The organism is Exiguobacterium sp. s102 (assembly GCF_018618635.1).
Classification (GTDB): domain Bacteria; phylum Bacillota; class Bacilli; order Exiguobacteriales; family Exiguobacteriaceae; genus Exiguobacterium_A; species Exiguobacterium_A oxidotolerans.
In genome coordinates this window covers 66,553-79,431 of the sequence record NZ_JACSML010000005.1, presented here as the reverse complement: position 1 = coordinate 79,431, position 12,879 = coordinate 66,553, and the positions used below count along the sequence as shown (strand labels likewise).

Below are 12,879 nucleotides of genomic sequence, written 5' to 3'. Positions count from 1 at the left end.
AAAAACAAATTATTTTACTGCACCGGCCGTCATTCCTTTTTGGAAGAAACGTTGGAAGAAGATATAGAAGACCATTGTCGGTAAGCTGATTAACACAAGTGAGGCATAGATTTTACCTGGATCGCCGCCGAGTGCATCTTTGAAGAAGCTCGGTGCCATCGTGACTGTCTGGTAAGCGGGATCGGTCATGAACGTCAAGACCATCAAGTATTCGTTCCACGAGTTGAGGAACGCATAGATTAATGCTGTCGCAAGTGCCGGTTTCGCGAGTGGCAACATGACTTTGAAGAAGACTTCTAAAATTGTCGCACCGTCGATATAGGCCGCTTCCATCAGTTCGTTCGGCAATTCGTCAAAGTACCCTTTGATGAGCATCAAGCCGAACGGGAGGAAAAATGCAACTTCTGCCCCAATCAATCCCCAATGATTGTTCAGTCCGTCAAACGAACGGAGCGTAAAGAACAAGGGGACGATCATCGAAGCAACCGGTAACATTAAACCGGCGAGGACCATATTGAACATGAGACGCTTTCCTGCGAACTCTAGCTTTGAAAAAGCGAACGCTGCAAACGCAAGAATCGTGATCGAGATGATGATCATGAAGAAGGCAACAAAGAAACTGTTGAAGACGAACGTTGGGAAATTCGGGTTTTGTAACGTCGCGATATAGTTCTCAAATCCATTGACACGTAAGCTTTCCTTGAACATGACAAAGATCGGGAACAGCCAGACGATTGAAGCTAAGGCAAGGACAAGGTTGATCATCCAACGACTCTTTTTAGATTCTACATTCATGGTACGTTCCTCCTTAGTTATCCATTTTCTTTTGTATCCGTAATTGGAAATACGTGATCAGCAACGCGATTGTAAGTAGCACGATGGCGACAGCACTCGAGTAGCCGACTTCCTGTTGGAGCATTGATTTTCGGAATAAGTAGGTCGAGATAAATTCTGTGGACGATCCCGGCCCACCGGCAGTCGTGATCCAGACTAAGTCAAATGTCTTCAGTCCACCGATGACACCGAGGATCGATAACGTGAAGGTCGTGCCCTTTAAGTTCGGGAACACAATGCTCCAAAGGGTCCGGAAGAAACCAGCTCCATCAATTTTCGCAGCTTCGAAAATTTCTTTTTCAATCGTCAACATCGCCATGTAGTACATGACCATCGACGACCCTGTCCACTGGAAGATATTGATGGCGATGACGGAATAAAGCGCGATATCCGGATCGCCGAGCCAATTCTGCTCGAGACTCCCAAGACCGATTGCACGTAAGAATTCGTTGATGTATCCAAATTGGAAATCATAAATTTGTGTGAAAGCTGCCCCAAGGACGACCGGACTCAAAACGACCGGGAAGAAGAAGACCGATTTCATCGCAGTCCGCAGCGGTCCTTGTGTATGCAGGAAGTACGCGAGAACAAGTCCGATTCCAGCCTGGATTGTGACCGTCAAGACGGTGAAGATGAAGGTGTTTTTGAGCGAAAGATAAAAGTCCGGATCTCCGAACATTTCCGCATAGTTTGAAAGCCCGACAAACGCTTTATCAAACGAAATCCCGTCCCATGAGAAAAACGAGTTATAGGCATTGTAGAAAATCCCGTAGTAGATGAAACTGACGACGAAAAGGACGATTGGTGCGACAAATGCCCAACCGACCATATTTTGTTTCATCTTGCCTTTTTTTCTTGGAGCAGGTGAACGTGTCGCTGCTGGTTTTAACGGCTCTGCTTTTGGTTTAATCGGCAATTCCTGACGCTCTGTCTGCATGTTGATTCCTCACTTTCCTCTTTTCCAAAAATCAGGAAGTGATACGCCAGGCGCATCACTTCGCTGTCTACTGCTTATTTCGCCGATTTATCCGCTGTATCTTGAACACGTTGAAGTGCTTCTTTCGGATCTTGACCTGTTGCGATATTTTGAAGTTCCTTCCCGAGGATATCGTTCAATTTCGTATCCCGGATTCCACGGCTCGCGACTGCGTCCGCAAGCGTATCGTTTAACATTTTGTATGATTCTTTTTCGCCTTCCGATGTGAAAGCGGAATCAGAGTCGATCGTGACATCTTTAATTCCTGGTGCCATCTCGAACTCACCCATGTAGACTTCTTGTCCTTCACCTTGACTCATGAAGGCGATGAACTCTGCTGCACCTTCTTGTTGTTTCGATTCTTTATTGACGCCAAGCGCCATATCGATTGAAGCGATGATTGGTTGTTCTGTTCCGCCTACGAGGTTAGGAAGTGGTGCAAATCCAAGCTCATCGTCAATTTTCCATTTGTCTTTTTTCTCAGCCGTCGTCATCGAGTGTGCTTCCCATGAACCGATGACCCACATCGCAGCTTTTTTATCGAAGAACTGGTTCATCCCGTCATTGTAAGTCGCAAGACCAAGCGCTCCTTCTTGGAAGACTTTATCTTCGAAGAGGTCTTGCCATACTTGTGCTGTTTTGACCATTTCGTCATCTGTCCATTTTGCTTCACCCGACAAGACTTTTTGAATGTAACCCGGCGCGACTTGGTGACTGAGGACATTGTAGACATCGATGTCGATCCAAGCATCTTTTGCTCCGAGCATCAATGGAATGACTTTATCGCCAGACGCTTTGATTTTTTTGACGGCATCGACCGTTTCTTTATAGTTCTTAGGTGGCGTGACACCGTATTTATCAAGCATCGTCTTGTTGTACATCAAGTATGCTTGTCCTGTGAAACCGATTGGGACTGCGTATTGTGTACCATCAAGTGTCGTCTGTTCAATCCCGAGCTCGACGAATTTATCTTTCCATCCATCTCCGGCTGCTTTATCCATATATGAATCGACCGGTACGACACGATCTTTATACTGCTGAATCATCGGTTCTTTTAAGCCAATGATGTCTGGGCCTTTACCTGACAACATTGCGACTTGAAGTTGCTTTTCATAGTCTTCACTGTACCGTTTGAATTCGACTGAATACTTGTCTTGCGATTTGTTGAACGCATCGACAACGGCTTTCCCAGCTTCAGGTTGTGGTGCCCAGCCCCACCAGGTAATGATTGTTTTACCGTCTTTTGTTGTCGTCTGTTGCTCATCTTCGCCACCACAAGCTGCGAGTAGTGCTGATAATGTAAGAACCGATGCTGCCGCTAAAATCTTCGATTTTTTAAATTTCATCTGATTGATCCCCTTTTTATGTGTAAGTATCATGCGTATTTTTGACCGTGTTGACCTTCCAGTTTCGCTTGTTTGCACCAGTCTTCCATCACCGTTTGGTCGATCGGCATTCCCTGTAGCCGAATCAACACGCGGGCAATCAAACGTAACCGATAATCCAATGTGTCGACTTCGCGAGCGACAAATAAGTAAAACTCTCCGCCAAGTGTTAAGCAGCCTGCCGTCCGCATTTGTTGCATCAATGCGCGTAATTCGATGTATCCGCTCTCATTTTTTCGAACATGCAGTTCTGAGGAACGGATTGTCAATACTCCTTGCACGGATGACATCCGGAATTGAAAAACTCCATCTTGTCGCGGACGGACGAGCACGATGTCTTGGTCCGGTGACCGTTCATCCCCTAGTTGTTGTTCAGTCATCCGCTGCGTTTGACGATCATAGTAAAAGCCGCGGATGGCCCCGTAACGCCCAAAAGCTTCACGATAGGAAACCCACGGATCTTTTGTTTCCATCGGCGCGTTGCCTCCTTCTTTCCGTTTCAGCTCGACTGGTCTTCGCCAGTCCGCATCCACCTCCACCGTTCACATGAACTTAGTAAATTAAATTTATTATCTATCTTTAAAAAGACTATAGCATATGACTTTTATATTTGTAAACGTTTTCATAAATTATTTTTCGGGGTTATCTCGAGATTGCTTGAAGTCCTGATAACTGAGGGCGTGACAAAGCGTCTTTTTCGTTGCTTTCCTCGGGCGAGGCGCAAGCCGTTGCTCCTTGGTCCTAACGGACACGAGCAGGGTCTTGCCTGCCTCTGAAAGTGCGTTAAACACGCACTTTTTCCCGTAGGAGTCAACGAAACGTGACGCTTTTTAAGTAATACAGTGAGAGAAATCCAGGCATGCAGACGATTTGGATCGCAATCCGTCTTGAATCGCTTTAGTCCAATTGCCGCTTTGAAGATGAAGCGAGAAAGGGAAGCGCGAACTGATTGCTTCTCGTTATCGCATTTTCACTCTTCATAAGAGTTTGCCTACAGTCAAAAAAACTACTTCCGTCATATCGATGGAAGTAGTTTATACTTTAAATCGTTTGAAAGACACTATTTGTCGCTAAGGCAGCTGCACTAAGTGCCCCTTGTTTTTCACTCCACGGCACCATCTTCACGTCCGTCTGTCGCGAGGCTGTTGTCAGCGCCGTATGCGCGACCCGTTCTTTAATCTGCTCGACGATGCCCGGTGCGCGTTCAAACATCGGGCCGCCTAGTAAAATCCGTTTCGGGTTCAACAAGTGAATCGTATTCAATACACCAATCCCGATATACTCTCCTGCTCGATGATAGGCGCGCGCCGCTTGTTCGTCTCCTGCCACTAAACGACTCCGCAGTTCCAGTAAGGTTTTTACTTGCGGATCAATGACTTCAAAATCGCGCAACAGTGACTTTTCGCCTGCCAATGCCTCAAGGCAACCACGATTGCCACAAGAACAGATGGGTCCATCTAAATCAAGTCGCATATGTCCGACTTCACCCGTGATGTGGTTTTCCCCATCAATCAACTTTCCATCCAGTACATAGGCGCCTCCAATCCCTTCGCCTGCATAAAGGTAAAAGAATTGATCGACCCCAACCCCCTCGCCAAATAACAATTCGAAGGAAGCGAGCGCACGCACGTCATTCTCGATGAAAACTGGATAGGCAAATCGTTCCTCTAAATGTTTTTTTAGTGCGACATCATGAAGGTGGAACCGAGGGGCAAATAGGATGACACCTGTTTCCGGATTAACCATCCCGTGGACAGAAATCCCGATGCCATGAATCGTCCCGACACCGTTTGTCGCTTCAATCAATTCTTCACACAGTTGACTGACGGCATCAATCATATCGTCACTCGTATCAAAGTGTCCGATCGATTCGACTTCATGGATCGTATTTCCACTCAAGTCGGCGATGACACCGATGAAACGATGACTCGTCGCATCGATTCCGATGACATATTGTTCCGTCGCAACCAATTCAAGCATGATTGGTTTGCGTCCCCCATTCGAAACTCCGAGTTCCCGCTCCGTCACGAGACCATCGGCAATCAACTCACTGACGATGTTCGAGACCGTCGGCTTCGTCAAATTTGTCCGCTGGGCAAGTTCGACCCTCGAAATTGGCTGATGCATTCGAATCAGGCGTAACACAAGTGCCCGATTGTAGGAGCGCATCCATTTTGAATTACGTGGTGTCTCTTTAGTCATGCTTCCCCTCATCCCCTCTAACCTTCTCCTTCCTATCTTCGCACATTTTGTAAGGGATTTCACTGTCTCCTTTTTAACTCATTTTGAAAGAGAAAGAGGCGAGGTTTCACGCTTCATCATATGGCTGCTCGATGACGAGGATTCGGCTACCGTCTGGCTTTTCCGTCAACTCCATTTCAATAATGGCCTGCCCGACTAGCAACACAGCGGGCAATTCTGGGTCCGTCTTCCGAAAAAAGCTGACATGACCTTGATAAACGTCCATATAATCAGCGAATAAAAACGTTCCATTGACATGGATTTCGTCTTGCTTCGGGTTGAATTCAAGTCGCGGGACCCCGAACCATGCTTCTCCGTTCAAATACAACAATGGTTTGTTTCCAATTCCTTCATTGGTGGCTCGGCGCACTTCAATCGCTCCTTTCGTCTCATAATAAAGGCGGTCATCCCCTCGTGTCGCAATGACAATCGGATGGTCTTGATACAGGACGATTTCAAGAATTTCATCCGCCTGTTCGACATAATAACCCGAGTCATCAGCTGTCGCAAAACTAATCGTGTACAGTTGAATCCAGGCGACGACATCTGTTACTTCGACCGGCTTCAAAAATAACGCGGAGACAAGATACGTCCGCTCCGGCATCACGATTAAGTTGACACAGATATCTGCCAATTGAATCGTTCGTACTTGTGTTGAAGGATACATTTCTTCGTAATCTTTCATAAAAACCACTTCATAATAATGCGTCGTCTCCCGGAGCTCTCTCCCAGGTAAACGACGATCAAAGTCGGCAATCTGGATGCGTTTCATGTTGTGCCTCCTCTGCAAAAACCTGTAAGTGTCTCATGCTGATTATTACCCAAAATTTGGTCTCTTTGCACTCCCCTAAAAATCAAAAAATCACCTCCCGATTTTTTCAGGAAGGTGACGCGTCAGATTGTTTTCATTGGAGATACAAGTCGTAGAGAACATAGAGCACTAGCGCAATCACAAAGACGAAAAAGAATTTTCCCGTACCAAAAAAAACACGGTCGCTTGTTTCGTTCCGATTATTTTTATCCGGATACATTATACAACTCCCTTTCTCATCTATCCAATTTTTCTCATATTGAACAGTTTCGCCTTTTGCGGCATCAATTCCTTCCGAACTGACGATCGATTGCTTTAAGATTTCATCCCGTTCGCAAAAAAGACGAGCGTTTCTTCTTCGTCCGTCGTTAACACACGGTCGACCGTTTCTTTGTATAATCGACGCACCTCTGAAATCTTCCCACCTGCTCGCTCCGTCACATCCATCGCCTGACGTAACATCGCGACTTCTTTTTCGAACGCTTCGCGGGGCATTGCCTCACCGTGCGACCAGACGTAATACGCCGCATCATACTCCGCGATTGCATCGAGTAACAACGTCATTCGCTCGACCGTATAGTTCCATTTCGCCGAAAAGATATCAGCATACATCGCGTCCCCTAAAAATAAGACACGTTCTTCCGGTATGTAAACAAGCAGACTCCCGGGTGAATGGTCATTTTCGACTTCGCGCAGAATACAATGCACATCCCCTAAGTCGACGACAAGTTCTCCCTCGAATTGAATATCTGGCAATTGTACTGCTATATCACGTGTCGGACCAAACTCGAGCTTGATGGCATCGGCACAAAATGGTATCTCGATTCCCTGCTCGATCCGCGCTTCGAGTTCTTCATCTGTCCAGTCATAATCTAGCATCTGTTCAATTCGCGCGACCGTCCGCTTCGTTGCCATCGCCGGAAGGTTCATTTCTTTTAGTCCGAAAATGTGGTCCCAGTGCCAATGGGTCAATGCCAGTAAATCAGGTTTTTTCAAGCCATGTCGCTCCACTTCTTCTAAAAACAGTGCTGCATGCCGGCTCGAGTTTCCTGCGTCAATCATCAAACTACGTTTTGCTCCGACGATCAGCCCTAAAATCGGTCGATCCGTTTCACTGACCGGTGTTTGATACCATACACGATCCGTCAATTGGTTAAATTGTTGCATCTTCATCGCCTCCTGCTTGTAGTATAACGAAAAAGCCCATCCGGATGACGCCCGGATGGACCAGTTCAATGCCTTTACTTCTTATTTTCTTTTTGACGGAAAGGCCACCAGACACCTGAACCGAACGAAACCGTAATCGCCGGGATCAAGAGCGGTAAGACAATCAATCCATACAAGAGAAGACCCGTGATGACAATCGTCGCGATTTGAACGAGACTGAGGACACCGGATGGCATCATCGCACCGAACGTACCGGCGAGGATGATCGCTGCCGTAATGATGACCGAGCCCATTTTTTTCATCGAGATGTACATCGCTTCTTTCGTCTCAAGTCCGTTGATCGTTTCTTCGCGGAAGCGATCAAGGAGGAAGATTGAATAGTCGATGCCAAGTGCGACAAGCATGACAAAGCCAAAGAATGGAACCGCCCAACTGATTCCGTCATACCCCAGTCCGTTGACGAAGATCAACTCTGCGATTGAGACCGACGTATAGTACGTCAGTAACAATGAACCAATCATGAACAGCGGCATGATGAACGAACGGAACATGATTGCGAGGACGATGAACAGACTCACGATCATAATCGCGACCGTCCGCGAAAAGTCCGCTTTTGACGTATCGTTTAAGTCACTATTGATGCTTGAAATACCACCGTAAGCAACTTTTGCCTCTTCGAGTGGCGTATCTTTTAACGTACTCGCAGTCGTTTTTTTAATCGCCGCGACTGTTTCGATCGCTTTTGGCGAATAGGGATCGTCGTTTAAGATGACTTCAAACTTCAATCCTGTTTCGTCATCAATTGCATATCGTTCGATGACCGGTTCAAACTCTTTATTCGTTAACGTCTCTTTCGGAATAAACATTCCGGTCCCGCGAATCGTTTTCGAATCGCCCATCTCAGTCAGAATATCCGCTACATCCGTTAAACCGTCTTCGATTTTTTGAAGACCTTCATTTGCCGAACCGACACCGTCCGCAAGTTGCGTCAAGCCACCACCGAGCTGTCCAGCTTGTGCACCTTGTTGTTCAATTCCTGTCGCCGCTTGCGCAATGCCGGTTTCAATTTGCGTCAATTGTTCCGATAAAGCGGACAACGTCCCGACCGCTTGCGGTATGTTTTGTGTCGTTTGCAGCCCTTGACCGACAGCGCCGAGCTGTTGATTGATTTGACCGAGACCATCTGCTGCCTGTTGCAATTGTGTCGCCCCAGCCGTCGCTTCGTCTCCAGCCGGAAGCTGTCCACTAATCGATTGAAGGTTTTTTTCGACTTCCTCTAAACCTTGACCGACTTCACCAAGACCCGTATTGGCATCTTTGACCCCATCTGCAATTTGCGCGAGTTGGCGGTCGACGTATAAATCGGGGATGACCTCACCCGTTGGTCTTGAAATCGACCGAACGGATTTGACACCATCCAATTTGACGAGCTCGCGACTTAACTGCTCCGCATAAGGAAGTGTTTCTTCTGTCACGATGTCTTTATCGTCCTTTAAGATGACGTTGACGGGGAGCGATTCTCCCGCACCAAATCCGTCTGAAATCGCATTTAACCCTTTGACGGTTTCGTATTTTTCTCCAATCTCATCGACTGTATTGAATGAAAGATCGTCATCATACGTAAAGAGCGTCGGGACTGTAATGACGGCGACGATTGCCATCGCGAGCAATGGACGGCGAATCGATAATCCGCCGTAACGTGCCCATAACTTACTATCACGGTGACTCGCTGCACTTTTCGACGGCCAGAATAATTTTTCTTTTAACGTCGCCATGAAGAATGGGACGAGTGTAAACAGGACGAGCAGTAAGACGGCAATCCCGACCGCTACTGCAACCGATGATTTAAAGATCGGGAAATCTGCGAATCCGATTGCCGAGAAACCGACGAGAACGGCAATCCCACTAATCAGCAATGTCCGACCCGCTGTTTTATACGTGTTGACGATTGCCGTTTCGACGTCATGTCCAGCTGTCAGTTCTTCCTTGTAGCGGCTTAACAGTAAGATACAGTAATCTGTCCCAATCCCGAATAAGATCGCGACGAGGAAGATTTGTGTGAAGTTCGAGACCGGGAAACCGAACCAATCAACAAAAAACGCCACAAATGATTGGCTCATCAGGTAGGTTACGCCGACTGCAAGCAGTGGAACGAACGGTGTGACGATCGAACGGAAGACGATAAGCAATAAACCAAAAATCAAACCGACAGTAATTAACTCCGTCCGTTTCAGTCCTTCTTGCGAACTTTTGTTGACGTCTGCATTAATCAGCGATTCACCTGTCAGATAAATCGTCCGGTCGTTCGGAAGGACATCCGCCCGGATTTTTTCCGCGAGCGCTGTAATTTCTTCTTGTGACCCGTCCACTGTAATTGGAACGAGCACCGTTTTTTTATCTTTTGAGACAAGTTGTCCTTCCGTTTCCTCACTTTCAAACGGATTAAGGACACCGGTCACAGGTTTGTCGAGTTTTTCTAAATCCGTCACGATTTGACCGATGTCAGTGCGGTCAGACGCTGAGACCTTGTCCTTTAACGGGATGACGAGCGAAATGGTTTCTTCACTTGCACCAGCTGCCTGTAAAATATCTGCTGCGCGCTGCGAATCTGCATCACTTGCGAGCTGAATCGCTCCAGCATCCTCTGCTTGTTTCGATAAGTTCGGTGCCGCTAAAAATAGACCGACTGTCGCAATCAATAAGACGATTACGATCGGCCAGCGCCACTTGACGATTTGTCGCATGCCTTCTCCACCTCTTCTAGTTCTATTTTTCTCTGCTGATTAATCTTCAATCTTTAAAATCGATTTAACCTTTTTAAACGTTTCGATAAACTGTTGAATTTCATCGTCCTCGACCTTACCGTCAATCAATTGTTCCAAATAGAGATAGATTGCCTGGTTCGATTCCTCGACGACATCGTGTCCTGCTTGCGTCAAAATGATTTGTTTCGTCCGATGATCATCTTCCGCCCGTTCGACTTCCACGAGTCCTTTTTCATTTAACTTTTTCAGACGGTTTGAAATCGCGCTTTTATGGACACCTTGCATGACGGCGATTCGTCCCGAAGCAATCGGTCCGTATTTACCGACGATTTTCAATAAATGAAGTTGCTCTGGAGAATACAAACGCCACACGGGAGATTCAACGGACTTTAATACGCGTTCCGTCCCATGAATCATGACTTCCTCAAACAGAAGGACGGCTTCCCGAAGATTGTCTTTCATTTTAGTTTACCTCCTAAACTGTTAGTGTTAGTTTAGCCCCTCAACTAGCTGACGTCAACTTCAAACTGTCACAATTAGGCAGACAGACCCGAGCAATGTTCGATATGATAAAAGAGAGCTTGATGTTTGCTAGATAAAGGAGGAAGAACGATGACCCTTTTATTTTGGATCGCCCTTGTGATTTGTATCATTGGACTTATTTTTACACTCATGGTCGGACGTAGCCGTAATGAAGAAAGCTACAGTAACAAAACAACTGCTAAAAACATGGTTTGGATGTACTTGATTTTACTACCGGTCATCTTAATCGTGCTTGGTGTATTTTATTACCTGCTGACAAAGTAAACTAAAAAAGATAAGCGGTCCCTTAAGCTACTGCCTTTAAGAGACTGCTTATCTTTTTTGATTAATTTAACGTTTTTGGACGGACGATATAAATGTCGCATTTCGCATAACGGGCAATGTTTTCGGATACACTCCCAATCATGATCCGTTCCATTGCGTTCATGCCGACAGCCCCACAGACAATCAGTCCTGCCCCGACACGCGGTGCAATGACTTTCGGGATCAGCGTCTTCGGTGACCCTGTCTCGATGACGAGCTCGACTGCATCCAACCCGGCTTGATGTGCCTGTTTTTCGTATCGTTCAAGTAATTCTTGTGCATACTCTGTCACGTTTTGGTCAATGAAGCGTTGGTTGGCACGGACATTCGCGAATGTCTGAATGTCGATGACATGTGTGATGACGAGCTTTGCATGATCAATTTTTGCAAACTGGACCGCTTTATCGAATGCCAAGTCTGCTGTCTTTGATCCGTCTACTGCGACCAGAATTGTATGGTAGTGGCTGTCCATCATGATTCACCCTCTCCACTCAAACAAAGGCAACACTCATAATTTATCGTTGTTTTCGTTCTCCAATGCTCTGTTTTCATGATCGAGTTTCCGTTCTGCTTCGATGCCTTCCGGCTCCGTCTCAAGAATACTTTTAGGTGACGGTGTCGGTCGCTCCGCACCTTCTCGATCCGCGAACAAGACGTAAGCACCATGCCGGACACCGACGACATGACGTTCGATTTCCTCGTCCGCTAGACCAAGCGACGTAAATGCCGTTCGGATTTCATCTTCTGTCGCCGGCTTTCCAGTAAAACGCTCGAACAATGTCCGTTTACCCGTGACGAGTTGTGCTGCTGACTGTCCCCGCAACATCGCCATATCGGTTTTATCCTGTAAGACGACGTATAAATCTTCCTCAAGATACCCTTTAAAATGTAAATCTTCAATATCCCGAATCAATTCGGTTTCATTTTCATACGTTCCGATAAATTGTTTTTTCCCCATTTGACTGTGTCCCCCTTTTTAACTTCTATAAGGGATATACCCGAAAAAACGAAAAGCAATGATTCAAACTGTCGGTTTGTTTCAAGAAACTGGTGTTTTTTGTTCTGAAAAAACCTTTTGTCGTCTCCGAAAGACCACTACTGTGACGATTGCGACTGCCACCGTCGCAATAACGGTAATCCATTCCTGTGTTAAAGTGAGACGATCGTTAAAGAACAGCCCACTATAAAACCAAATCATCACTACACCAAACACCCAATCCGAATGGAACCAGCTGAATACTAGTACACCACCGGCAAAAACAATCAGCATGATACTCGTCCAAAGCGAGACACTTAAACCAAACAGTTCCTCAAACCGGAAATCACGTAAAATCCGAAACGGTAAAATTAAGATTTGGACGCTCGACCAGGCTAGAAAGACGGAAAAAGGCGAGCGCATCCAAGGTGAACGGTTCGGATGCTGTTGAATTTTTGAATAGATGAGACAAAGACTTATGAAAGACACTGTCATCAACACGAGTTCCCACGGCGGACCTACAATCGAACTTACTCCGAGTCCAATCATCGTCAAACTGAACCATCCACTTATATCAAGTATCAACGTTCGATCTGCCGGATAAGATCGGACTGGACGGATGCACCAAATCAGGAGTGTCGTATACAGAACACCGACGACAGCATCAACGAATGGTGCCGGCATGATTGCTAACGGTAACTCGGTCGTCATCTTATACCACACGACACGGGCAAATAAAACGAATAAAAACGATAAAAAATTGAGTAAACGAAGTCCCGTCAGTGTCAACATCTCGCGTCCACCTCCTTACCTAGTCTTTTCCCGACGCGACATGCTCGAAAACAAAAAAACTGTCTTCAAGAAACGGATTCAGGTAC

13 protein-coding genes are annotated in these 12,879 nt (G+C 46.4%); 1 reads left to right on the top strand and 12 read right to left on the bottom strand.

Annotated elements, in window-relative coordinates; translation table 11 throughout:
* Positions 1-9 precede the first annotated feature (9 nt).
* The 9 genes from KNQ02_RS12535 to KNQ02_RS12495 form a co-directional block, all read right to left on the bottom strand.
* Positions 10-795, bottom strand: coding sequence for a carbohydrate ABC transporter permease (locus KNQ02_RS12535; RefSeq protein ID WP_088836197.1), 786 nt, complete (start codon positions 793-795; stop codon positions 10-12).
* A gap of 13 nt (positions 796-808) precedes the next feature.
* Complete coding sequence (locus KNQ02_RS12530) at positions 809-1,771, bottom strand: carbohydrate ABC transporter permease (RefSeq protein WP_088836196.1); 963 nt, start codon at positions 1,769-1,771, stop codon at positions 809-811.
* Positions 1,772-1,845: 74 nt separating this feature from the next.
* Positions 1,846-3,156, bottom strand: a complete 1,311-nt coding sequence (locus tag KNQ02_RS12525; RefSeq protein ID WP_088836195.1) for an ABC transporter substrate-binding protein — start codon at positions 3,154-3,156, stop codon at positions 1,846-1,848.
* Between the two features lie 29 nt (positions 3,157-3,185).
* Positions 3,186-3,668 (bottom strand): hypothetical protein, encoded by a 483-nt coding sequence (locus tag KNQ02_RS12520; RefSeq protein WP_029332520.1) that lies wholly within the window; start codon positions 3,666-3,668, stop codon positions 3,186-3,188.
* Between the two features lie 568 nt (positions 3,669-4,236).
* The gene (locus tag KNQ02_RS12515) at positions 4,237-5,397 is read right to left on the bottom strand and encodes an ROK family transcriptional regulator (RefSeq protein ID WP_214767239.1); all 1,161 of its coding nucleotides are present in this window, start codon (positions 5,395-5,397) and stop codon (positions 4,237-4,239) included.
* A gap of 106 nt (positions 5,398-5,503) precedes the next feature.
* The gene (locus KNQ02_RS12510; protein WP_214808734.1) at positions 5,504-6,208 is read right to left on the bottom strand and encodes a hypothetical protein; all 705 of its coding nucleotides are present in this window, start codon (positions 6,206-6,208) and stop codon (positions 5,504-5,506) included.
* Positions 6,209-6,562: 354 nt separating this feature from the next.
* On the bottom strand, positions 6,563-7,414 hold the full coding sequence (locus KNQ02_RS12505) for an MBL fold metallo-hydrolase (RefSeq protein WP_214808731.1): 852 nt from the start codon (positions 7,412-7,414) through the stop codon (positions 6,563-6,565).
* Positions 7,415-7,488: 74 nt separating this feature from the next.
* A complete protein-coding gene (locus KNQ02_RS12500) occupies positions 7,489-10,158 on the bottom strand; it encodes an MMPL family transporter (protein ID WP_214770429.1) in 2,670 nt (889 codons plus the stop codon).
* A gap of 39 nt (positions 10,159-10,197) precedes the next feature.
* Entirely contained in the window at positions 10,198-10,641 is a 444-nt protein-coding gene (locus tag KNQ02_RS12495; protein WP_029332515.1) for a MarR family winged helix-turn-helix transcriptional regulator, read from the bottom strand.
* A gap of 150 nt (positions 10,642-10,791) precedes the next feature.
* Between KNQ02_RS12495 and KNQ02_RS12490 the strand changes: the two genes are divergently transcribed.
* Complete coding sequence (locus KNQ02_RS12490; RefSeq protein WP_088836190.1) at positions 10,792-10,986, top strand: hypothetical protein; 195 nt, start codon at positions 10,792-10,794, stop codon at positions 10,984-10,986.
* A 61-nt stretch (positions 10,987-11,047) separates the two neighbouring features.
* On the opposite strand, the gene KNQ02_RS12485 is transcribed toward KNQ02_RS12490, so the two are convergent.
* The 3 genes from KNQ02_RS12485 to KNQ02_RS12475 form a co-directional block, all read right to left on the bottom strand.
* Positions 11,048-11,497 carry a universal stress protein gene (locus tag KNQ02_RS12485; protein ID WP_088838409.1) on the bottom strand — a complete coding sequence of 150 codons (450 nt, stop codon included), beginning with the start codon at positions 11,495-11,497 and terminating at the stop codon, positions 11,048-11,050.
* Between the two features lie 36 nt (positions 11,498-11,533).
* Positions 11,534-11,983 carry a YflT domain-containing protein gene (locus KNQ02_RS12480; RefSeq protein WP_214767247.1) on the bottom strand — a complete coding sequence of 150 codons (450 nt, stop codon included), beginning with the start codon at positions 11,981-11,983 and terminating at the stop codon, positions 11,534-11,536.
* An 81-nt stretch (positions 11,984-12,064) separates the two neighbouring features.
* Positions 12,065-12,793 carry a hypothetical protein gene (locus tag KNQ02_RS12475; RefSeq protein ID WP_214770427.1) on the bottom strand — a complete coding sequence of 243 codons (729 nt, stop codon included), beginning with the start codon at positions 12,791-12,793 and terminating at the stop codon, positions 12,065-12,067.
* Positions 12,794-12,879: the final 86 nt, after the last annotated feature.

Coding starts and splice junctions, on each gene's coding strand:
- KNQ02_RS12535 (WP_088836197.1), bottom strand. CDS start 795: ATGAATGTAGAATCTAAAAAGAGTCGTTGGATGATCAACCTTGTCCTT.
- KNQ02_RS12530 (WP_088836196.1), bottom strand. CDS start 1,771: ATGCAGACAGAGCGTCAGGAATTGCCGATTAAACCAAAAGCAGAGCCG.
- KNQ02_RS12525 (WP_088836195.1), bottom strand. CDS start 3,156: ATGAAATTTAAAAAATCGAAGATTTTAGCGGCAGCATCGGTTCTTACA.
- KNQ02_RS12520 (WP_029332520.1), bottom strand. CDS start 3,668: ATGGAAACAAAAGATCCGTGGGTTTCCTATCGTGAAGCTTTTGGGCGT.
- KNQ02_RS12515 (WP_214767239.1), bottom strand. CDS start 5,397: ATGACTAAAGAGACACCACGTAATTCAAAATGGATGCGCTCCTACAAT.
- KNQ02_RS12510 (WP_214808734.1), bottom strand. CDS start 6,208: ATGAAACGCATCCAGATTGCCGACTTTGATCGTCGTTTACCTGGGAGA.
- KNQ02_RS12505 (WP_214808731.1), bottom strand. CDS start 7,414: ATGCAACAATTTAACCAATTGACGGATCGTGTATGGTATCAAACACCG.
- KNQ02_RS12500 (WP_214770429.1), bottom strand. CDS start 10,158: ATGCGACAAATCGTCAAGTGGCGCTGGCCGATCGTAATCGTCTTATTG.
- KNQ02_RS12495 (WP_029332515.1), bottom strand. CDS start 10,641: ATGAAAGACAATCTTCGGGAAGCCGTCCTTCTGTTTGAGGAAGTCATG.
- KNQ02_RS12490 (WP_088836190.1), top strand. CDS start 10,792: ATGACCCTTTTATTTTGGATCGCCCTTGTGATTTGTATCATTGGACTT.
- KNQ02_RS12485 (WP_088838409.1), bottom strand. CDS start 11,497: ATGGACAGCCACTACCATACAATTCTGGTCGCAGTAGACGGATCAAAG.
- KNQ02_RS12480 (WP_214767247.1), bottom strand. CDS start 11,983: ATGGGGAAAAAACAATTTATCGGAACGTATGAAAATGAAACCGAATTG.
- KNQ02_RS12475 (WP_214770427.1), bottom strand. CDS start 12,793: ATGTTGACACTGACGGGACTTCGTTTACTCAATTTTTTATCGTTTTTA.